Origin of the sequence: Bacteroides sp. PHL 2737, from assembly GCF_004115325.2 — a bacterium.
Classification (GTDB): domain Bacteria; phylum Bacteroidota; class Bacteroidia; order Bacteroidales; family Bacteroidaceae; genus Bacteroides; species Bacteroides hominis.
The window spans coordinates 1,313,649-1,335,870 of record NZ_CP040630.1 but is presented as its reverse complement, the minus strand read 5'-3'; the positions used below and the strand labels follow the sequence as shown (position 1 = coordinate 1,335,870).

Sequence of the window (22,222 nt, the reverse complement as noted above, 5' to 3'; positions counted from 1 at the left end):
CTTAATCTGTTACAGTTTATACACGATATCTTTCACATACTGTGCCCACTCTGCCGGAGTTTTCGATTTATCGAAAGTCTGCCATGGAATGGGTTTACCGAAAGTGACAGTAAATGTTTTATGACGATTTTTCAGCATCTCGTCTGCCAAATAAAGCATAGCAATATTGAATTTGATCCCCAGTGTCTTGCAGACATTAGCCAAATTATAAAAGAAATCAGAATTACGACCCTCAAAATGGACAGGAACCACATCACGCTGGAACTGGACACTTTTTACGATAAATGTTTTCTTCCAGTCAGGGTCCCGGATCACTCCATTCCGACGCCGGGAACAGAGTCCCGCAGGAAACATAATGAGTTGGTCATCCGACTTGAATCCGGCTTCTACCATCTTCGGAAAATCTTTGGCCTGCTTGCCCGTTTTATTAATAGGAATACACAAGGGTGCCAATCCGCGAAGATTCATCAACAAATCATTTACCAGATACTTCACCTTCCCGTCAAAACGGCGTCCCAAAATATACCCGAGAGAAACTCCGTCCTGTCCTCCCAACGGATGATTGGACACAAACGTATATAAACCATCTTTCGGAATATTTTCCAGTCCTTTCACATCCAGCTTTGCATCCAGAAACTCAAGACAAGCCTCCAGAAAATCCACTCCCACTTTATCTTTTGAGTCGCGCAGAAAAACGTTTAGTTCCTCCTGATGAACGATTCTCTTCAGATAGGAGACGACAAACTTTGGTATGTACTTGGAGTGCTTCGGAGCTTTCGTCTGAAGTATCTTATCAATATCTATTAAAAATAAAGAGTCGTCAGCCATTCTTTTTAGATGAAATGATTGCGCAAAATTAACTGTTCTTTTTTATTAATCGCAATAAATCGGTAGAAAATACAGATTTTGTCCTATCAAAAAAAGAAAAAGAAGGCGATTTATGAGAAAATGGAGAAGAAAAAAGAGAAGAAAGAGTGCTAATAATCAAGCGATAAAGAACAATACACAAAAGAGGGCCATGCCCGAAGACGGGAGTTTAAACTTCCCATCCGTCGGTATGGTCCTGTCCATATTCAGGTATTCCACTTAATCATGGTGATGCTCACTCTCTACACCGCCTGTCGTACTTAATACGATATTACGTGCTACGTAAGTTTCATTACCAGACCGGTCCAAACAGTATACCATCAGATGATAATTTCCCGGAGTGGCATCTGCCGGTATCTTAATGTCATGGTTATGTACACGCGCCTGTTTTTGGCCTGCCTTATCCGTATATGTTCTCTCAAAAGCAAAAGGTTTGGTTGTTCCTCCTTCTGAAGCCCTGGTATGCGAATGGCCGTCAAAATTATTATGAATATTAATCTTATAGGAAGCAATTGCTTCGTTATCAGCTATATCCATCTCAAAATGCACTCCGTTAGCATCTCCGATCTTCAACACTGCACCTTCTTCAGGTTCCAACAGATTAATAACGGGCTTTACCGTATCGCCTTCGTCATCTTTTGAACAGGACACAAACAAGAAAGAAAAAGCCATCAGGCCGATTATTGATAAATAAATTCTGGTTTTCATTTTAATAAACTTTTAAATGGTACTTTAATTAAAATCTGAAAGTTACGTCCCGGTTCCGGGATTTCAACTTTCCGGTAAAAACTAAGGTGATTAAGATATCTGGTATCGGATAAATTCCGACCCGATAAAGTAATTTCTGCTAATACACCTCCCATTCGGAGATTGGCGGATATCCCGGCATTCAGTAACTGCGCTCCGGGAGTAGGATCCTCATTCCGTGCTACCCGGTGTTGTGCGGCAATGTGCTGCACCTCACCATAAATACTGAAGTTTTTATACCTCCACGTCAGCGTATTGCGAAGGGAAGCCGGAGGGGAAAAACTCAGGGGAATATGTTCGTCACAATTATAAGTATAGACATATTCTCCACTGACACGATAGTTGAAATGACGTAAAAAGTCAATTCCCACTGTCGCCTCACCACCCGCAAACAACGCTTCCGCACCGGTATAACGGTAAATCTGTCCGGCATGGGGCAACACCGACCATTCTCCGGTAGGCCGAAGAAAGATGTAATTGCTGAACCAACTGATAAATGGCGAAAAATTGACCGATAACGGACCATTCTCATAGGTATACGAGACATCCAGTTGCCAACCACGCTCGGACGAAAGAGCCGCATCTCCCTGTTCATGACGGAAAGTGCCGTGATGAACACCGTTCGATGCCAGTTCATTGGCCCCCGGCAAGCGGAAACTATGCCCGATATTCACTTGAAGCATGTGTCCTCCGGAAGGGGTCCACACCACTCCCAGCGAACCGGAATAATCACCAAAATGGCGATGGACAGCATAGCTACGCCACTCATATTTCCGGATAAAATCATCATCATATCCCTGCTCCCGCAGATAAATCGCAAGATAAGGATCAGTATAAGCAGATGCATCTATCTTTCCGTAATCATAGCGAAAGCCCCCACTGACTGACAAAGCAGGACCCGGACGGTAAGTTGTCATCCAGAAAGCCCCTGTGGTGAATCTCCGGTAAGCAGGCAAAAGGAATGAATATCCGGAAATAGTATTCCTCTGATACTGTATATCCCAACCTGCTATATGTTGCCACGAAGCAGCTCCAAACAACTTCAACTTAACAGCCGAACTATAAGTATTCAATATAAAAGCCAACTCTTTGTCAGGATCCTTCTCCGGAACGGGCTGAGTATCATAATGGGTATGAAACCGGCTCCATTCCTCACGATGATTCTTCTGATAGCCGATATCCCATATCAATGCAGATCGATCCCACAAGAAGCTCTGCTGGGCAGATACCTTCAGATGGTTCACCTGACTGTAAGGTAGTTCTATATTGCGGCTGTTCCCATCATCCTGCAAACGCGATATATCAGGAATACCGTGTGCTCCGGGAAAGAAACCGGTTTTCTGAAAAACATTACTTACTGAATAGGAAGACTTGTATCGTCCATACCTGAAACCGGCTGTCCAACTGACATCTCGCTCAAAACCTGCCGTGTTTTTCAGTTTCCGGTGATAGACAGGCATCCGTTGGGTAAGATACACAATGGTATCTGCCGGAATACGATAATCGCCAAAATGCTGCTCCGAATATCTCGCCCAGGTATACCAGGCGTCTTTCTTTATTCCAAGCATCAGCGAGCCTCCCAACGTTCCGTTTACAGATTTTCCCAGCAAGTCCGCTTCACCAAGCAACTGGTTACTGGTGGGTAATGGTAATGGAGCCAATTCAATAGCACCTCCCATAGCATCACTGCCATAGAGCAGTGAAGCAGGTCCTTTACGGATAGTCACCTGTCCTGCATTGAATGCATCCAGTTCCAGCCCATGATCGGCTCCCCACTGTTGTCCCTCTTGCTTGATTCCATTCTCTACAACCGAAATCCGGTTGAATCCCATTCCCCGGATCATCGGCTTAGAAAAGCCCGAACCGACATCCATCGAATGTATTCCCGGAATCGTTCCAAGAGTCTGTATCAAGTTGCCAGTGAAGTGTTCACGCAAAAACTCCTTCCCTACCACCTCCATATGCCATGTCGAATTCTTATTCTTCAGATGTCGGTAACTCTCCGTCACCACCACTTCGGATAAGGACACAGCTTTCAGTGAATCGGGCTCCTGGGCATGCAAGGTAGAGGTTAAACACAATCCACCCAGCATACCCGAAATAAATCCGATACGCATACTTAATCGTTTTAGTTAGATAAAACTGATAAACGGGCAAACAACAGATATCTGCCCGAGAAATTATACGATATGACGAAAATTGGAAGGAGGTCCGCGAAGATAATGCGGATAAAAAGCAGTAGCAAGCTTCTTATCCTGAAAAGTTCCGGTCTCCCATCTTATATAGAAAGGTATATAAGTCAAAAGAGCAGGAGACGTCTCGATGAATGGAGAAAGCATGAATTGGCAAATGGGACAGGTGTCACATGCGTGATGTGTTTTCCCGGGCTGCGTATTTGTGCAGGTTACCGATGTTTCATCGCAATGATTATGAAAAACCTTCACCACGGACAAGGGCATGAATGTCATCAGCAACATCCATGCAAGCCAAATCCTATGTATAGTATTTCTCCTCATGCCCATTCATATTTAAACCGACGCAAAGATAGAAAACCTCTTGTCTCAAAAACACCCAAAAACTATCAAAATACACCTAAAAACTATCATTTGACAGTTTTCGCCCTGTTTTAAGCCTAAATTTCCCCCATCACAATTAAAAAAATGCCGTAAACTTGCATCATCGAAAAACAACGAATATTCACAATTTAAAAAGCAACGTTATGAAAAGTTTAAGCTTCAGAAAAGATTTAATTGGAGTTCAGGAAGAACTACTTCGCTTTGCATACAAACTAACAACCGACCGTGAAGAAGCAAACGATTTGTTGCAGGAAACCTCTCTTAAAGCGTTAGATAACGAAGATAAATATACTCCCGACACTAACTTTAAAGGATGGATGTACACTATCATGCGCAACATCTTCATTAACAACTACCGTAAAGTGGTACGCGATCAGACTTTTGTAGATCAGACCGATAACCTCTATCACCTGAGCCTTCCGCAAGAGTCCGGATTCGACAGCACCGAAAGCCGTTATGACTTGAAAGAAATGCACCGCATTGTCAATTCATTACCCAAAGAATATAAAGTACCTTTCTCCATGCATGTTTCCGGATTCAAATACCGAGAAATAGCCGAGAAACTGGACCTGCCGCTCGGAACAGTAAAAAGCCGCATCTTTTTCACTCGCCAGCGTCTACAGGAAGAACTGAAAGACTTTAGACAATAGGCCACATACATTGTCGATTTCAATAAATCATTTTAGTGCAGATTTTTAGTTGTGTATCAAGGAGCAGGAAGAGAGTGATTCCCTTTCTGCTCCTTTTATCATTTCACACAAGATTCAACAAACACTTTGACAGCTTGATTATCTATTCCGGTAGTTGGAATTAATGCCTTAACAATGCGATTATCAACATCCAGACGCAATAACATTGGCGTAGGAACATATTTGAGTTCTCTCCTTATCAAATCTTTTGTATCTATATAAATAAATCCATGATACTCATTAAAGCGCTGCACAGATGCCAAACCTGAAATCATAGAACCAATTACCTTCACATACTCCTTTCCTTTCTTTTTATCTATACTATTAACAATAGTAAACCCTGTTTTAACACAGGTACCACAATCGTGATAGTTAAATAAAAACAGAACTTTTTCATGCGATATGTCATCAGACAGAATGGAATCAACACTATTTATTCTCTTGCCCACCAGCCAAGCAATATCCTTCTCTATTAGGTTTTGAACTCTTGTTTGTCCCGATATTAGCTTCTCCGCATCAGAGCTTTTTACCCCACTACAACTAAATGTAAGCAACACAAAAACACTAATCGGGAACAGGAAAAGCCAATTTTTCAATACGTTCATTACTATAATTTGTTGCGAAAATATAATCAGGAGTAACACAGAAGGAGGTATAAATTTTACCCGGGAGTACATAAATAGCATCCAACTGCAACTTAGGTTCTGTTTTCAAACTCAATATCTTATTTACCCGAAACCCTCCTTTGTCCCGATCTTTCAATTCCGCACAAAGCAGATACAATTTACCATTCATTGTGTAAACATCTGAAATAAAAACATAATAACTCCGCGGATCATAGGGTTGACTCTTTTCGTAAGCCAAATTTTCTTTCATTAAAGAAATGGATGTCAGATCGAAAGTACCCTCTTGTCTATTGGATAATAAATCATATTTTCCTAATAAGGAAGAACTACTTGCAATACCATACAACGAAGTGTCATCCCTCACTAAATGTCTCTGATTTAGCGAAGCGTTTCTTTTAACATCACCAAAATCATGAACATCTCCCGCAAAAACAAGTGCAGACAAATCACCCCTCTGCCAGTTTTCGGCACTCTTCATATAAAAAGTGGAATCAGTAACTGATGATAAAAAAGCAGTGTCCTTATTCATAAAAAAACGATACGAGTTTGCAGCAGGGACAGAAAAAGAGGATATAAATTCTGAATTAACATATTTTTTCACACTCACGGTACCCCCATCCAGTATATAGACCGTGTCCTTCTCAACATAAAGTCCTACAGGTCGAGCCAACTCGCCAGGTCCTTCTCCGGGCTTCCCAATCAAACTGAAATCAGAAAACTCCAAATTCATGGTAGCGACATCTCTCCGAGCCTCATCTAACACATAAATTTTACCATCCTGATATTGCATTGTACTCACCTGAGAAAAAAATGAAGAATCAGGATAACTCTTTATATAAGAAACCAGTTCACATTTCAGCATTTTCTCCGAAGAATCGGTCGCATGTCCACATCCCCCAAACAACAGTGCCCAAACCGGACTCAATAGCAAAAAGCCTATCAAGCTCCTCCTATCTAAAACTTCCAACAGATCATCCATAATCAACATTCTGTTTTTTTACCGTCACACTCCACCCAACGAATCTCTTTGATAAAAACAGTCCCTTCCGTCCTGATTCCTCGCTTACAATGGCACCCCAGCAAGTAATACTGCCGTCAACATTCCCTGCCCAATTATAACAATTAGACGTAATCTTACAAGCTCCCGCAAGTGAAAGTTCAGTATCCCCAGGAGTTTCAGCCTCAATCATTGCCATCGCCTCTATAGCGGCAAGTCGGATCTTCATTTTTTTATTAGTAGAAGTAACTGAGATCCACACGTTAACAAAAGAGACAGTAGCCATAAGTACTACAATCAAACTAAAAACGTTCCGTTTCATAATTATTTTCATTATAAGTTTATCAAAAAGCACAATATTCATATAATGTTTTGCAATATATGAATATTTTTATTAAAGCACAATCTATTTTATATTATTTTTCTTAAATATACGGCTGAAACTACAAAATAACACACAAAACCAAACCACCCTCCAGACCAACTTCATAAAGAAAGCCCCCAAACCAACAAAAAAACGCACAATAATACCTTTCTCACTTGTGCATCTCCATACTTTAGCATATCTTTGCTCAAAATTTATGATATAAAACATCCGGATGTTATACATCAAAACACCCGGATTTTTTATATCAGAACATCCGGATGTTATTTATTAAAACATCCGAATGTTTTTAAACATAACTTATAGATGTTATATACCTATATAATAAGAGACAAAAAGGAAATGTATTCATATTAAAAACCTAAAATACGAATGTCCATCAACTACGCAGTCACTAAGAAAGTAGACAAAAGTAAAGGTGTCGTCAAAGAACGATATTATGCCACAACACGAGCTTTACAGAAAAAGCCTGTAAACAGTGTACAGATTGCTAATCAGCTCGCAGAAAGAAGTTCTCTTCAAAACGGAGACGTACTCTCTGCACTTACTCAACTATCGGACATTATTGCCGCCCACTTGAAGGAAGGCCGCACCGTTTCTATCGATGGATTGGGCAATTTTTATCCCAGCATCACCAGTGAAGCGGTGGATAAACCGGAAGAATGTACCGCCAACAAAGTATGGGTATCCCGCATTTGCTTCAAAGCCGCCCCGACTTTCCTGAACAACGTGAGGAAAACCGATTTTGTCAGCCTGCAACTAAAATACGGACGGAAGCCCACAAAGCCACAAAACGGCTCCGGGAAGGACACAACCGACTCTATCCCCCACCAGCAAAGCATCTCCGAACATAATTCATTATCAGACGAATAAGCAATTAACAATCGGTTGAAAACTTCTCCGAAAGTTTTTGGTGGAAAATTGTGGGGAATTGTGGGGAAATACCTACTTTTACGGTCGCTTATTATAATAAGGTGAAATGATACGTTTTTTAGGCAATATTGAAGCTAAGGCGGACGCGAAAGGAAGAGTTTTTATCCCCGCCCAATTCAGACGGCAGCTACAAGCCGGTTCTGAAGACAAGCTCATCATGCGCAAAGACGTATTTCAAGACTGCTTGGTACTCTATCCGGAAGAAGTCTGGAATGAAGAGCTGAATGAACTCCGGCAACGACTAAATAAATGGAACGCTAACCACCAACTTATCTTCCGCCAATTCGTCAGTGATGTAGAAATTATCACGATAGACGGAAACGGGCGGATATTAATACCCAAACGCTATCTGCAAATAGCCGGTATACAAAGCGACGTGCGCTTTATCGGCGTAGACAGCAAGATAGAAATATGGGCTAAGGAACGTACGGAAATGCCCTTTATGGCCCCCGATGCATTTGGTGCAGCCCTGGAGGAAATTATGAAAGAAGAACGGTGAACAACGAACAAAGAGGTAAAATGAAAGAAGAAGAAACAACATATCATGTACCGGTACTGCTGAAGGAAAGCGTAGATGCCATGAACATTACCCCGGACGGGACGTATGTAGACGTTACCTTCGGCGGGGGAGGACATTCCCGCGAAATACTTTCGCGTCTTGGAAACGGCGGACGCCTGTTGGGTTTCGATCAGGACGAGGATGCCGAACGTAACATTGTAAACGACCCGCACTTCACTTTTGTACGGAGCAATTTCCGTTATTTGCATAATTTTCTGCGCTACCACGATATTGAAGGAGTAGATTCCATATTGGCTGATCTGGGAGTATCTTCACATCACTTCGATGACAGTGAACGGGGATTCTCTTTCCGCTTTGACGGAAAACTGGATATGCGCATGAATAAGCGTGCAGGCATCACAGCGGCCGATGTGGTAAATACATACGAAGAAGAACGCCTGGCAGATATTTTTTACCTATATGGTGAACTGAAAAACAGCCGCAAACTGGCTTCCGTCATAGTCAAAGCACGCAGCGGACAGAAAATAGAAACGATCGGTGAATTTCTTGAAGTAGTGAAACCGCTTTTCGGACGCGAACGCGAAAAGAAAGAATTGGCAAAGGTATTTCAGGCACTCCGCATTGAAGTAAACCAGGAAATGGAAGCACTGAAGGAAATGCTGATGGCAGCAACAGAAGCATTGAAGCCAGGAGGACGGCTGGTGGTAATCACCTATCACTCTTTGGAAGATCGTATGGTGAAAAACATCATGAAAACCGGTAATGTAGAAGGTAAAACAACGCAGGACTTTTTCGGCAACCTGCAAACTCCCTTCCGCCTGGTAAACAACAAAGTAATTGTGCCCGATGAAGAAGAGATAGCACGCAATCCGCGTTCACGCAGTGCCAAACTGAGAATAGCCGAAAAGAAGTAAGAGAACAGAGTGAAATAAGAGAAGTGAAATGGAAGATAAAGAAGCAAAAAAGAAGAAAAGCAATTCCCTGAAAAGTATTCTGGGAGGTGATATTCTGGCAACGGATTTTTTTCGCCGCCAGACTAAATTGCTGGTACTGATTATGGTGCTTGTCATTTTCTACATTCATAATCGTTACGCAAGCCAGCAACAGCAAATCGAAATAGACAAGTTGAAAAAAGAGCTGATTGACATCAAATACGATGCACTGACCCGAAGTTCGGAACTGATGGAAAAAAGCCGCCAGTCACGAATAGAGGACTATATATCCACCAAAGAAAGTGATTTGCAGACATCGACCAATCCACCTTATTTAATCAGAACGAAATAAAAGATGGCTGTAAACAAGAAAAATATAATGACCCGTTACTTCTTCGTCATCCTGCTGATGGGATTGATTGGAGTAGCCATTGTTGTCAAAGCAGGCATCACGATGTTTGCCGAACGTCAATATTGGCAGGATGTAGCCGACCGTTTCGTCAAAGAAAATGTAACAGTAAAGCCCAACCGCGGAAACATCATCTCTTCCGACGGCAAACTAATGGCCAGTTCGCTGCCGGAATATCGCATTTATATGGATTTCAAAGCCGGTGGAGTAAAGAAGGACACCATGCTGATGAATCATCTGGACGAAATATGTGCAGGACTCCATAAGATATTCCCTGATAAAAGTGCTTCGGAATTTAAAGCGCACCTTAAAAAAGGACGGAAACAGGGAAGTCGCAACTATCTGATTTATCCAAAACGTATTTCATACATCCAATATAAAGAAGCCAAACGCCTGCCGGTATTCAACCTGAATAAATACAAAGGCGGTTTCCACGAGTTAGCTTATAACCAAAGAAAAAAACCTTTTGGTTCACTTGCAGCCCGCACACTGGGGGACTTATATGCTGACACCGCCCAAGGTGCCAAGAATGGCATAGAGTTAGCTTTTGACTCCATACTGAAGGGGCATGACGGGATTACCCACCGGCAAAAAGTGATGAATAAATACCTGAATATTGTAGATATTCCTCCGGTAGATGGTTGTGACCTTCTTTCTACGATTGATGTAGGCATGCAGGATATTTGTGAAAAGGCCCTGACCGATAAACTGAAAGAGCTGAATGCCAAAGTAGGAGTAGCCGTATTGATGGAAGTAGCGACCGGAGAGGTTAAAGCCATCGTAAACATGATGAAAGCCGGAGACGGCAACTATTATGAAATGAGAAACAATGCCATCAGTGATATGCTCGAGCCGGGTTCTACCTTTAAGACAGCTTCTATCATGGTGGCACTTGAAGACGGTAAAATCACACCGGAAGATGTAATAGACACAGGCAATGGTGTCAAGATGATGTACGGTCGTCCCATGAAAGATTGGAATTGGCGCAAAGGCGGATATGGTCCATTGACAGTTACACAAATACTGGAAGTATCTTCAAATGTGGGTACATCCAGCATTATTGATAAATATTATGGTAGTAACCCGCAAAAGTTTGTCGACGGACTGAAACGAATGAGTATCGATCAGCCTCTCCAATTGCAAATAGCCGGAGAAGGTAAGCCTAATATCAAAGGTCCGAAAGAGCGTTACTTTGCAAAAACTACTCTGCCGTGGATGAGCATCGGCTATGAGACCCAGGTACCACCGATGAATATCCTTACTTTCTACAATGCCATTGCCAATAACGGTGTTATGGTGCGTCCCAAATTTGTGAAAGCAGCCATAAAAAATGGTGAAATAGTGAAAGAATATCCGACAGAAATTATCAATCCGAGAATCTGTTCGGAACGGACCCTGAAACAAATACAGGAGATTCTTTATAAGGTTGTGCATGAAGGTCTGGCAGCCCCGGCAGGCTCCAAACAATTTGCCGTTTCGGGTAAGACGGGTACGGCGCAGATCTCACAAGGTGCTGCCGGATATACATCGGGAGGAGTGAACTATCTGGTCAGTTTCTGCGGATACTTTCCCTCAGAAGCTCCAAAGTATAGCTGTATCGTTTCCATACAAAAGCCAAATCCTCCTGCCTCCGGGGGCTTGATGGCCGGTAGCGTTTTCAGCAAAATTGCCGAAAGAGTGTATGCCAAAGACCTACGTTTGGACATTCGGAACGCAATCGATACCAATACGGTAGTGATTCCCGATGTTAAAGCAGGCGAAATGACAGAGGCCAGACAAGTATTGGAAGGATTGAATATTCAGACTCAGGCAGAGTTTAAAACTAAAAAGAATAAAGAAGTTTGGGGACATGCACAGGCAGCTCCCAAAGCAGTGATCCTGCAGGGAAAGGAACAATTACGGAACTTTGTACCCAGCGTTATCGGCATGGGAGCCAAAGATGCTGTTTACCTGCTGGAAAGCAAAGGATTGAAAGTGGCTCTGTCGGGAGTTGGCAAAGTGAGAAGCCAATCGTTGCCCCAGGGTACTACAATAAAGAAAGGACAAACCATCAGTATCCATCTGAATTGATTATTATAGATTAAGGTATGAAATTAAAAGAGATTCTAACATCTATCCATCCGGTAAAAATAACCGGAAATCAGGATATCGAAATAACCGGAGTTGACATCGACTCCAGACAGGTAGGGTCCGGCCATTTGTTTATGGCCATGCGCGGTACACAAACCGACGGACATGCCTATATCCCGGCAGCAATTGAGAAAGGAGCCATAGCCATTCTCTGCGAAGAGTTACCTGCAGAACTAAACGAAGAAATTACCTACATTCAGGTAACCGACAGTGAAGATGCCGTTGGTAAAGTAGCTACGGCTTTCTATGGAGACCCGACTTCGAAAATGGAACTGGTGGGTGTCACCGGTACAAATGGAAAGACGACGATTGCCACCTTATTATATAATACATTCCGGTATTTCGGTTACAAAGTGGGGCTTATCTCTACGGTATGCAATTATATAGACGATGAAGCCATCCCTACCGAACACACTACTCCTGACCCGATTACGCTGAACCGTCTTTTGGGACGTATGGCAGACGAAGGCTGCAAATATGCTTTCATGGAAGTAAGTTCGCACTCCATCGCGCAAAAAAGAATCAGCGGACTGAAGTTTGCCGGCGGCATCTTTACGAACCTGACACGCGATCATCTGGACTACCATAAAACAGTAGAGAATTATCTGAAAGCAAAAAAGAAATTCTTCGATGAACTGCCTAAAAGTTCTTTCAGCCTCACCAATCTGGACGACAAAAACGGACTCGTGATGACGCAGAATACGAAGTCGAAAGTATACACGTATTCTCTCCGCAGCCTGAGTGACTTCAAAGGGAAAGTACTGGAGTCACATTTTGAGGGAATGCTTCTTGACTTCAACAATCATGAGCTCGCAGTGCAGTTTATCGGAAGATTCAATGCTTCGAATTTATTGGCCGTATTCGGCGCCGCCGTTTTACTGGGTAAGAAGGAAGAGGAGGTATTGGTTGCACTTAGTACGTTGCATCCTGTTGCCGGACGTTTCGATGCCATACGCTCCCCGCAAGGATATACAGCAATCGTAGACTATGCACACACACCGGATGCTTTGGTCAACGTCTTGAACGCCATACATGGAGTGCTTGAAGGAAAGGGCAAAGTGATTACTGTAGTCGGTGCCGGTGGCAACCGGGATAAAGGCAAACGTCCCATCATGGCAAAAGAAGCAGCCAAGGCAAGCGACCGGGTTATCATCACCTCAGACAATCCACGCTTCGAAGAGCCACAGGACATCATCAACGACATGTTGGCCGGACTGGACAACGAAGACAAGAAAAAAACACTGAGCATTGCAGACCGTAAGGAAGCTATACGCACGGCTTGCATGCTTGCTGAAAAAGGAGATGTGATTCTGGTTGCCGGAAAAGGACACGAGAATTATCAGGAAATCAAAGGAGTGAAACATCACTTTGATGATAAAGAGGTTTTAAAAGAGATTTTTTCATTGACTATTTAACGGACAATGATTGAAGTAATTCCGATGCCAAATGCCTGATTCCTTCAATCGTAAACCATAAATCGTCTCATTGTAAATAAAGTTATGTTATACTACTTGTTTGAATGGCTACATAAACTCAACTTTCCGGGTGCCGGAATGTTTGGGTACACCTCGTTCCGGGCATTGATGGCTGTCATCCTGGCGCTACTCATTTCCAGTATATGGGGAGACAAATTCATCAATCTGCTGAAACGGAAACAAATTACCGAAACGCAGCGTGACGCTAAGATCGATCCGTTTGGGATTAATAAAGTAGGCGTACCCAGTATGGGAGGTGTGATCATTATTGTAGCAATTCTGATTCCCTGTTTATTACTGGGAAAACTGCATAACATCTATATGATATTGATGTTGATAACTACTGTATGGCTGGGATCTTTGGGGTTTGCGGACGACTATATCAAGATATTCAAGAAAGATAAAGAAGGCCTCCATGGCAAATTCAAAATCATCGGACAAGTGGGACTCGGGCTGATTGTCGGACTGACTCTATATCTGAGCCCTAATGTAGTAATCCGCGAGAATATAGAGATTCAGAAATCAGAAAACGAAATCGAAGTGATACATGGTACCCACGACCTGAAATCAACCCAGACCACGATTCCATTTTTCAAAAGCAACAACCTGGACTATGCAGACCTTGTGGGCTTCATGGGAGAACATGCCCAAACGGCCGGATGGATTTTGTTTGTCATTATCACTATCTTCGTCGTAACAGCCGTATCCAACGGTGCCAATCTGAATGATGGTATGGATGGTATGGCAGCAGGCAATTCAGCCATCATCGGACTGACACTGGGTATACTGGCCTATGTATCGAGCCATATTGAATTCGCCGGTTACCTGAATATCATGTATATTCCGGGAAGTGAAGAATTGGTAATTTTTATATGTGCCTTTATCGGCGCATTAATCGGTTTCTTATGGTACAATGCTTATCCGGCACAGGTATTCATGGGTGATACAGGCAGCCTGACCATTGGAGGAATCATCGCAGTATTTGCTATTATTATTCACAAAGAATTGCTGATTCCGATTCTCTGTGGTATATTCCTGGTTGAGAACCTGTCAGTACTCCTGCAACGCTTCTATTATAAAGCAGGCAAAAGAAAGGGGGTAAAACAACGTCTTTTCAAACGGGCACCGATACATGACCATTTCCGTACTTCGATGAGCCTGGTGGAACCGGGATGCAGTGTGAAATTCACAAAACCGGATCAACTGTTTCACGAATCCAAGATTACAGTCCGCTTCTGGATTGTAACCATCGTGTTGGCAGCCATTACGATTATAACACTAAAGATAAGATAACCCAAAGTGACAGGTAACAGGCTACAAGCTACAAGTGCCTGCTGCCGATCACTGAGTATGAACCTCAAACTTGTAGCATAGAGACAAAGGATTTACCGACCGTACACAAAACTCCGGTTGATAAACCATAACTAAAAATCATGAAAAGAATTGTAGTATTAGGAGCCGGTGAAAGCGGTGCGGGAGCAGCCGTTCTGGCAAAAGTAAAAGGATTCGATACTTTCGTATCGGATATGTCTGCCATCAAGGATAAGTATAAAACTCTCCTTGACAGCCATGGCATTGCCTGGGAGGAAGGCCGGCACACAGAAGAACGGATTCTGAATGCAGATGAAGTGGTGAAGAGCCCCGGAATTCCTAATGACGCCCCCCTAATTCTGAAATTGAAAGAGCAGGGTACCCCCATTATCTCTGAAATAGAATTTGCCGGCAGATACACTGATGCAAAGATGATCTGTATCACCGGTTCGAACGGAAAAACAACTACGACCTCACTTATCTATCACATCTTTAAAAGTGCCGGATTAAATGTGGGACTTGCCGGCAACATTGGTAAGAGCCTGGCATTACAAGTAGCGGAAGAGGAGCATGACTATTATGTAATTGAACTGAGTTCATTCCAGCTGGATAATATGTATAAGTTCCGTGCGGATATTGCCGTGCTGATGAATATCACACCAGACCATCTGGACCGATACGATCACTGCATGCAGAACTATATCAACGCAAAATTCCGTATTACACAGAACCAGACATCAGAAGACGCTTTTATCTTCTGGAATGATGACCCTATCATCAAACGTGAACTGGATAAACACGGCATCTGTGCCCATCTGTATCCATTCTCGGCAATTAAAGAAGAAGGGTCTATCGCTTATGTAGAAGACCATGAAGTAGTGATTACCGCACCAATTGCCTTCAACATGGAGCAGGAACAATTGGCTTTGACGGGACAACATAACCTTTATAACTCTTTAGCTGCCGGGATTTCTGCAAATCTGGCCGGCATTACCAAAGAGAATATACGAAGGGCGCTCAGCGATTTTCAAGGAGTAGAGCACCGTTTGGAAAAAGTAGCACGTGTACGGGGGATTGATTTTATCAACGACTCCAAAGCAACCAACGTCAACTCTTGCTGGTACGCTCTGCAAAGTATGACCACCAAAACAGTGTTGATCCTCGGGGGTAAAGATAAAGGGAATGATTATACGGAAATAGAGGAGCTGGTTCGGGAAAAATGCTCGGCATTGGTTTACCTTGGATTGCACAACGAAAAACTCCATGAGTTCTTTGATCGCCTGGGACTTCCCGTAGCAGAAATACAAACCGGCATGAAGGATGCTGTAGAAGCAGCCTACAAACTGGCAAAAAAAGGTGAAACGGTATTGTTAAGCCCGTGCTGTGCTTCATTCGACCTTTTTAAGAGTTATGAGGACCGGGGTGACCAATTTAAGAAGTATGTAAGAGAATTATGAAATAAGAGTCTCTGAGCTTTAAAAAGGCAGGACTCCTAAGAGCTAAAAACTAAAAGCCGTGGATTTATTAAAGAACATATTCAAAGGTGATAAGGTAATCTGGATCATTTTCCTTTGCCTCTGCCTCATCTCTATTATAGAGGTGTTTAGTGCTGCCAGTACACTGACTTATAAAAGTGGTGATCACTGGGGACCCATCACACAGCATTCCATCATCCTGATGATCGGTGCAATCGTGGTGGTTTTGATGCACAACATCCCTTATAAATGGTTTCAGGTGTTCCCGGTCTTCCTGTACCCCATTTCGGTAGTGTTGTTAGCTTTCGTCACATTGATGGGAGTCATCACAGGCGACCGTGTAAATGGGGCTGCCCGCTGGATGAGTTTTATGGGATTACAGTTTCAACCTTCGGAACTGGCCAAGATGGCAGTAATCATTGCGGTTTCCTTTATTCTTTCCAAAAAACAGGATGATGAAGGAGCCAATCCAAAAGCCTTTAAATATATAATGATACTGACCGGACTGGTGTGCATGCTCATTGCTCCGGAAAATCTTTCGACAGCTATGCTGCTGTTCGGAGTCGTAGTACTGATGATGTTCATCGGGCGTGTCGCCTTCAAAAAGTTAGCTATGTTATTAGGCGGACTGGCACTGGCTGGGTGTCTGGGAGTAATCTTCCTGCTGGCCATACCTAAAGACACCGACATTCCATTCCTCCACCGCTTTGATACCTGGAAAAGCCGTATCACCAACTTCACTGAGAAAGAGGAAGTACCGGCTGCAAAGTTCGATATTGACAAAGATGCCCAGATAGCCCATGCACGTATAGCCATTGCTACCAGTAACGTGATAGGTAAAGCTCCGGGAAACTCGATTCAACGCGATTTCCTGAGTCAGGCATTCTCCGATTTCATTTTTGCCATTATCATTGAAGAGTTGGGGCTGGTAGGAGGAGCCTTTGTGGTTATTCTCTACATCTGGCTGTTGGTTCGAACAGGCCGAATCGCCCAGAAATGTGAACGTACATTTCCGGCATTCCTTGTCATGGGAATCGCCTTGATGCTGGTATCACAAGCCATATTGAACATGATGGTAGCTGTCGGTTTGTTTCCTGTCACAGGACAGCCCTTACCACTAATCAGTAAAGGAGGGACAAGTACCCTGATCAACTGCGCCTATATCGGAATGATATTGAGTGTCAGCCGTTATACCGCTTATCTGGAAGAGAAAAAAGATAATCCCGCTCCCCTCCTTACCGGAGAAGAAGGGAGTGAAACCGTTGCAAGCGAAGCCCAAACAGCAGCTGAGCCTACAGCGGAAGTCTTAAACAGTGATGCTAAATTTGAAGAGTGATATGAATAAGGAAAATAATAAAGAGGGACGGGATGACACTTTAAGGATCATCATCAGTGGCGGTGGTACCGGAGGACATATTTTTCCGGCTGTATCCATTGCAAACGCCATAAAAGAATTACGTCCCGATGCACAAATCCTGTTTGTAGGAGCCGAAGGAAGAATGGAGATGCAACGAGTACCGGATGCAGGCTATCAGATCATCGGATTACCCGTAGCAGGATTCGATCGCAAACATTTGTGGAAAAATGTTGCCGTATTACTGAAATTGGCACGCAGCCAATGGAAAGCGCGCAGCATTATCCGTCAGTTCTGTCCACAGGTAGCAGTAGGAGTAGGCGGATATGCAAGCGGTCCGACATTAAAAATGGCCGGAATGATGGGTGTACCCACCTTAATACAGGAGCAAAACTCATATGCCGGAGTAACCAACAAACTATTGGCAAAGAAAGCACGGAAAATCTGTGTAGCATATGATGGGATGGAAAAATTCTTTCCGGGCAGCAAAATCATTATGACAGGCAACCCGGTACGTCAGAATCTGTTAACGGAGAAGCCGGAACAAAAACAAGCTATTCGCTCTTTCGGACTGGATCCGGAGAAGAAAACCATTCTGATTCTGGGGGGAAGCCTGGGCGCCCGCACAATCAATAATACATTGATTGCCGGATTGCAGCTGATTCGTCAGACTAAAAATGTACAATTCATCTGGCAAACAGGAAAAATCTATCACCAGCAAGTAACGGAAGCCGTAAAAGTTGCCGGAAACATTCCTAATCTGTATGTGACAGACTTCATTAAAGATATGGCTGCCGCTTATGCTGCTGCCGACTTGGTTATTTCGCGTGCAGGTGCCGGCTCCATTTCCGAATTCTGCCTGTTGAATAAAGCAGTTATCCTGGTTCCGTCTCCCAACGTAGCAGAAGATCACCAAACCAAAAATGCATTGGCATTGGTGAACAAACGAGCTGCCATCTACGTAAAGGACGCAGAAGCGGAAGAGAAATTATTATCCGTAGCATTAGAAACCATAGCAGATTTCGGAAAACTAAAAGAACTTAGTGAAAACATCGCTCACCTGGCCCTACCGGATTCTGCCATCGTGATAGCAAAAGAAGTTATAAAATTAGCACAACAGCCATGAACATAGAAACTATTCAATCTGTATATTTTGTCGGTGCAGGAGGTATCGGAATGAGTGCCCTCGTACGCTATTTCCTTTCTAAAGGGAAGGTAGTGGCAGGCTATGACCGTACCCCCAGTGAACTGACTCAACACCTTATAGAAGAAGGAGCACAGATTCATTACGAAGAAAATATCAATCTTATCCCGGATGCCTGTAAAGACCCGGCCACGACACTGGTCGTTTTGACTCCTGCCGTACCTCAGGAACATGCCGAATTGACTTACTTCCGTGACAACGGATTCGAAATACAAAAACGTGCACAAGTATTAGGCACCATCACTCATTCCAGTAAAGGGCTTTGTGTAGCCGGTACACATGGTAAAACCACTACATCAACGATGACGGCCCATCTGCTTCATCACTCGCATATAGGCTGCACTGCCTTTTTGGGAGGTATTTCCAAAAATTATGGAACGAATCTGTTACTCTCTCCAAGCAGTCCGTATACCGTAATCGAAGCTGACGAATTCGACCGTTCATTCCACTGGCTGTCTCCATATATGTCTGTCATTACCGCAACCGATCCGGATCATCTGGATATTTATGGAACCGAACAGGCTTATCTGGAAAGCTTTGAGCACTATACCACATTAATCCAGCCGGGAGGGGCACTGATCATCCGCGAAGGCATTTCTCTTCAGCCTAAAGTGCAAGAGGGTGTCAAGATTTACACCTATTCACGCGATAAAGGAGACTTCCATGCTGAAAACATTCGCATTGGAAACGGAGAAATCTTCATCGATTTTATAGGACCGGATATTCGCATCGACAACATTCAGCTGGGAGTGCCCGTAAGTATCAATATAGAGAATGGAGTCGCTGCCATGGCACTTGCCTATCTCAATGGAGTGACCGCCGAAGAAATCAAACAAGGAATGGCAAGTTTCCGAGGTGTGGACCGTCGATTCGACTTCAAGATCAAAAACGACCAGATCGTGTTCCTGAGTGACTACGCTCATCATCCCTCCGAAATCAAACAGAGTGTGATGTCCATGCGTGAACTCTACCGGGATAAAAAGATCACCGCTGTTTTTCAGCCACACCTCTATACCCGTACACAGGACTTCTATAAAGAATTTGCCGATAGCTTGTCGCTACTCGACGAAGTAATACTGGTAGATATCTATCCGGCGCGCGAACAGCCTATTCCAGGGGTAACCAGTCAACTGATATATGATAACCTACGTCCGGGTATTGAAAAAAGCATGTGTAAGAAAGAGGAAATACTCGATGTGCTGAAAACGAAGCATATCGAGGTGTTGATCACGTTGGGAGCAGGAGACATAGATAGCTATGTCCCGGATATTTGTGAACTATTGACCCGAAGGATAACTCCATCGGACAATTAATTTGTAAATCGTCAAAACAATAAATTTCCTCATGATAAAAAGAATCCTTCTGACCATCGTCATGTTACTTCTCATAGCCTATCTCGTAGCGGCTGTGACAGTATTCAACAGCAAACCTGCCCATCAGGTCTGCCGCGACATGGAATTAGTAATAAAGGATACGCTCAATGCCGGTTTCGTCACTAAAAACGAGGTAGCTGCCATCCTGCAAAAGAAAGGCATTTATCCCGTTGGAAAGAAAATGGACCGCATTCACACCAAAACGCTGGAAAAAGAGTTGAACAAGCATCCGCTGATCAATGAAGCACAATGCTATAAAACTCCAAGCGGCAAACTTTGCGTGGAAGTGACACAACGTGTACCGATTCTCCGCATCATGAGCAACAATGGTGAAAACTACTATCTGGATAACAAAGGTAAAGTGATGCCTCCCGATGCAAAATGCGTAGCACACCGGGCAATTGTCACCGGAAATGTAGAAAAGTCGTTTGCAATGAAGGATTTATATAAGTTTGGTGTATTTTTGCAAAACAATCCGTTCTGGGAAGCCCAGATTGTGCAAATAAACGTGCTCCCCGGGAAAGAGATCGAATTGATTCCCCGTGTAGGTAATCATATTATCTATCTGGGCAAGTTAGAACATTTTGAGGATAAACTGGGACGATTGAAGACCTTTTACGAAAAAGGGCTGAACCAGGTGGGATGGAACAAATATTCACGCATCAGCCTGGAATTCGGTAATCAGATTATCTGCACAAAAAAGAAACAATAATTCGTAAACAGCTAAACGTACCTTTGTGTTAAAGAGATGAGTCTATAATACAAAAGGGAATAAAATAGAATTTTATATGGCAACAACAGATTTTATCGCCGCTATTGAACTGGGTTCATCGAAAATAGCCGGTATAGCCGGAAAGAAGAATAGTGATGGAAGCATACAGGTATTAGCTTATGCCAGGGAGGATTCGTCTTCATTCATCCGGAAAGGAGTGATTTACAATCTGGATAAAACGGCACAGAGCCTGACCTCCATCATCAATAAGCTGGAGGGTGCTCTCAACAACTCAATTGCCAAGATCTATGTGGGTATCGGGGGGCAATCGCTCCGTACGGTACGCAATGTAGTTAGTCGCGATCTTGAGGAGGAGACCATTATCTCTCAGGAATTAGTCGACTCCATCTGTGATGAAAATCTTGAGATACCACTGATCGATATGGATATACTGGACGTTGCTCCGCAAGAATACAAAATTGGAAACAATCTCCAGGCAGATCCCGTCGGTGTGGCAGGAAGCCATATTGAAGGACGCTTTCTGAACATTGTGGCACGTGCTTCGCTCAAAAAAAACCTGGAACGCTGTTTCGAACAAGCCAAAATTGAAATAGCAGATTTATTGATCTCCCCGCTGGTTACTGCAGATGCAGTGCTGACGGAAAGTGAGAGACGCTCCGGCTGTGCACTGATTGATTTCGGAGCCGACACATCGACTATTTCCATCTATAAGAATAACATTCTCCGATTCCTTACCGTACTGCCATTAGGAGGAAACAGTATTACTCATGATCTCGTTTCCCTTCAGATAGAAGAGGAAGAAGGCGAACGCCTGAAAATCAGATATGGTAACGCCTTTTACGAAGAGGAAGAAGGCGAAGAACCTGCTACCTGCCAACTGGAAGAAGGAGGTAGAACCGTAGAACTCGGCAAACTGAACAATATCATCGAGGCGCGTACTGAAGAAATTATCGCAAACGTATGGAATCAGATTCAACTTTCAGGGTATGATGATAAACTGTTGGCCGGACTTATCATTACAGGAGGAGCCTCCAATCTGAAAAACCTGGACGAAGCTCTCCGTAAACGAAGTAAGATAGAAAAGGTGAGAAGCGCACGATTCGTACGCAACACCATTCATGCAGACGAAGATGTTGTGAAGAAAGACGGTACACAGAACACCTTATTCGGACTGCTTGCTGCCGGCAATGAAAACTGTTGCCTACAAGAGACACCTGCTCCCCAGCCGCATGTACAACCTCAGCCTCAACCCGAACCGGTGAATATGTTTGAAGAAGATGAGAGTCTGAAAGAACAGGAAGCCGCTGCACGTGCTGCCAAAAAGAAAAAAGAGGAAGAGGAAAAAAGACGGAAAGAAGAAGAAAAGCAACGTAAACTGGAGGAGAAAAAAAGAAGAGAAGAAGAAAGAAGAAACAAACCGAATTGGTTTAAATCGACTTTCGACAAACTTTCTAATGAGATTTTCTCCGATGAAGATATGAAATAA

The 22,222-nt window shown here is 43.4% G+C and carries 20 protein-coding genes; 14 read left to right on the top strand and 6 right to left on the bottom strand.

Features of this window, described 5'->3' with window-relative positions:
* Positions 1-9: 9 nt before the first annotated feature.
* From DBK98_RS05690 to DBK98_RS05680, 3 genes are all read right to left on the bottom strand, one after another.
* Positions 10-828 (bottom strand): 1-acyl-sn-glycerol-3-phosphate acyltransferase, encoded by an 819-nt coding sequence (locus DBK98_RS05690; RefSeq protein ID WP_005812123.1) that lies wholly within the window; start codon positions 826-828, stop codon positions 10-12.
* Between the two features lie 258 nt (positions 829-1,086).
* Positions 1,087-1,575, bottom strand: a complete 489-nt coding sequence (locus tag DBK98_RS05685; RefSeq protein WP_005812125.1) for a DUF4625 domain-containing protein — start codon at positions 1,573-1,575, stop codon at positions 1,087-1,089.
* Positions 1,572-3,731 (bottom strand): TonB-dependent receptor, encoded by a 2,160-nt coding sequence (locus DBK98_RS05680; protein ID WP_032536460.1) that lies wholly within the window; start codon positions 3,729-3,731, stop codon positions 1,572-1,574. The genes DBK98_RS05685 and DBK98_RS05680 overlap by 4 nt, the downstream gene beginning before the upstream one ends.
* A gap of 602 nt (positions 3,732-4,333) precedes the next feature.
* On the opposite strand from DBK98_RS05680, the gene DBK98_RS05675 reads away from it, so the two are divergent.
* A complete protein-coding gene (locus DBK98_RS05675) occupies positions 4,334-4,840 on the top strand; it encodes an RNA polymerase sigma factor (RefSeq protein ID WP_005779258.1) in 507 nt (168 codons plus the stop codon).
* A 98-nt stretch (positions 4,841-4,938) separates the two neighbouring features.
* Here the strand turns inward: DBK98_RS05675 and DBK98_RS05670 are convergent, their stop codons facing one another.
* The 3 genes from DBK98_RS05670 to DBK98_RS05660 are packed head-to-tail and all read right to left on the bottom strand — an operon-like array spanning position 4,939 to position 6,731.
* Complete coding sequence (locus DBK98_RS05670; RefSeq protein WP_032536461.1) at positions 4,939-5,484, bottom strand: hypothetical protein; 546 nt, start codon at positions 5,482-5,484, stop codon at positions 4,939-4,941.
* Positions 5,444-6,484 (bottom strand): 6-bladed beta-propeller, encoded by a 1,041-nt coding sequence (locus DBK98_RS05665; RefSeq protein WP_234072605.1) that lies wholly within the window; start codon positions 6,482-6,484, stop codon positions 5,444-5,446. The genes DBK98_RS05670 and DBK98_RS05665 overlap by 41 nt, the downstream gene beginning before the upstream one ends.
* Positions 6,477-6,731, bottom strand: coding sequence for a hypothetical protein (locus DBK98_RS05660; RefSeq protein ID WP_254700832.1), 255 nt, complete (start codon positions 6,729-6,731; stop codon positions 6,477-6,479). Before DBK98_RS05660 ends, DBK98_RS05665 begins: the two co-directional genes overlap by 8 nt.
* A gap of 528 nt (positions 6,732-7,259) precedes the next feature.
* Between DBK98_RS05660 and DBK98_RS05655 the strand changes: the two genes are divergently transcribed.
* The 13 genes from DBK98_RS05655 (at position 7,260) to ftsA (ending at position 22,222) form a co-directional block, all read left to right on the top strand.
* A complete protein-coding gene (locus DBK98_RS05655) occupies positions 7,260-7,760 on the top strand; it encodes an HU family DNA-binding protein (protein WP_005812140.1) in 501 nt (166 codons plus the stop codon).
* A 106-nt stretch (positions 7,761-7,866) separates the two neighbouring features.
* The gene (gene mraZ / locus DBK98_RS05650) at positions 7,867-8,319 is read left to right on the top strand and encodes a division/cell wall cluster transcriptional repressor MraZ (protein ID WP_022012506.1); all 453 of its coding nucleotides are present in this window, start codon (positions 7,867-7,869) and stop codon (positions 8,317-8,319) included.
* 20 nt (positions 8,320-8,339) lie between these two features.
* Positions 8,340-9,254: a 16S rRNA (cytosine(1402)-N(4))-methyltransferase RsmH gene (rsmH, locus tag DBK98_RS05645; RefSeq protein ID WP_005812144.1), complete on the top strand. Its 915-nt coding sequence runs from the start codon at positions 8,340-8,342 to the stop codon at positions 9,252-9,254.
* A gap of 28 nt (positions 9,255-9,282) precedes the next feature.
* On the top strand, positions 9,283-9,624 hold the full coding sequence (locus tag DBK98_RS05640) for an FtsL-like putative cell division protein (protein WP_005779267.1): 342 nt from the start codon (positions 9,283-9,285) through the stop codon (positions 9,622-9,624).
* 27 nt (positions 9,625-9,651) lie between these two features.
* A complete protein-coding gene (locus DBK98_RS05635) occupies positions 9,652-11,751 on the top strand; it encodes a penicillin-binding protein (protein WP_032531123.1) in 2,100 nt (699 codons plus the stop codon).
* 17 nt (positions 11,752-11,768) lie between these two features.
* Positions 11,769-13,226, top strand: a complete 1,458-nt coding sequence (locus DBK98_RS05630) for a UDP-N-acetylmuramoyl-L-alanyl-D-glutamate--2,6-diaminopimelate ligase (protein ID WP_005779273.1) — start codon at positions 11,769-11,771, stop codon at positions 13,224-13,226.
* 84 nt (positions 13,227-13,310) lie between these two features.
* Positions 13,311-14,579: a phospho-N-acetylmuramoyl-pentapeptide-transferase gene (gene mraY / locus DBK98_RS05625; protein ID WP_032536464.1), complete on the top strand. Its 1,269-nt coding sequence runs from the start codon at positions 13,311-13,313 to the stop codon at positions 14,577-14,579.
* Positions 14,580-14,719: 140 nt separating this feature from the next.
* Positions 14,720-16,054 carry a UDP-N-acetylmuramoyl-L-alanine--D-glutamate ligase gene (murD, locus tag DBK98_RS05620; RefSeq protein WP_032536465.1) on the top strand — a complete coding sequence of 445 codons (1,335 nt, stop codon included), beginning with the start codon at positions 14,720-14,722 and terminating at the stop codon, positions 16,052-16,054.
* 58 nt (positions 16,055-16,112) lie between these two features.
* Positions 16,113-17,408, top strand: a complete 1,296-nt coding sequence (locus tag DBK98_RS05615; RefSeq protein ID WP_005779278.1) for an FtsW/RodA/SpoVE family cell cycle protein — start codon at positions 16,113-16,115, stop codon at positions 17,406-17,408.
* A 1-nt stretch (position 17,409) separates the two neighbouring features.
* A complete protein-coding gene (gene murG / locus DBK98_RS05610; protein ID WP_032536502.1) occupies positions 17,410-18,552 on the top strand; it encodes an undecaprenyldiphospho-muramoylpentapeptide beta-N-acetylglucosaminyltransferase in 1,143 nt (380 codons plus the stop codon).
* On the top strand, positions 18,549-19,943 hold the full coding sequence (gene murC / locus DBK98_RS05605) for a UDP-N-acetylmuramate--L-alanine ligase (protein ID WP_032536466.1): 1,395 nt from the start codon (positions 18,549-18,551) through the stop codon (positions 19,941-19,943). The genes murG and murC overlap by 4 nt, the downstream gene beginning before the upstream one ends.
* A 31-nt stretch (positions 19,944-19,974) precedes the next feature.
* Positions 19,975-20,715: a cell division protein FtsQ/DivIB gene (locus DBK98_RS05600; protein WP_005779283.1), complete on the top strand. Its 741-nt coding sequence runs from the start codon at positions 19,975-19,977 to the stop codon at positions 20,713-20,715.
* Between the two features lie 76 nt (positions 20,716-20,791).
* The gene (gene ftsA / locus DBK98_RS05595) at positions 20,792-22,222 is read left to right on the top strand and encodes a cell division protein FtsA (RefSeq protein ID WP_005822778.1); all 1,431 of its coding nucleotides are present in this window, start codon (positions 20,792-20,794) and stop codon (positions 22,220-22,222) included.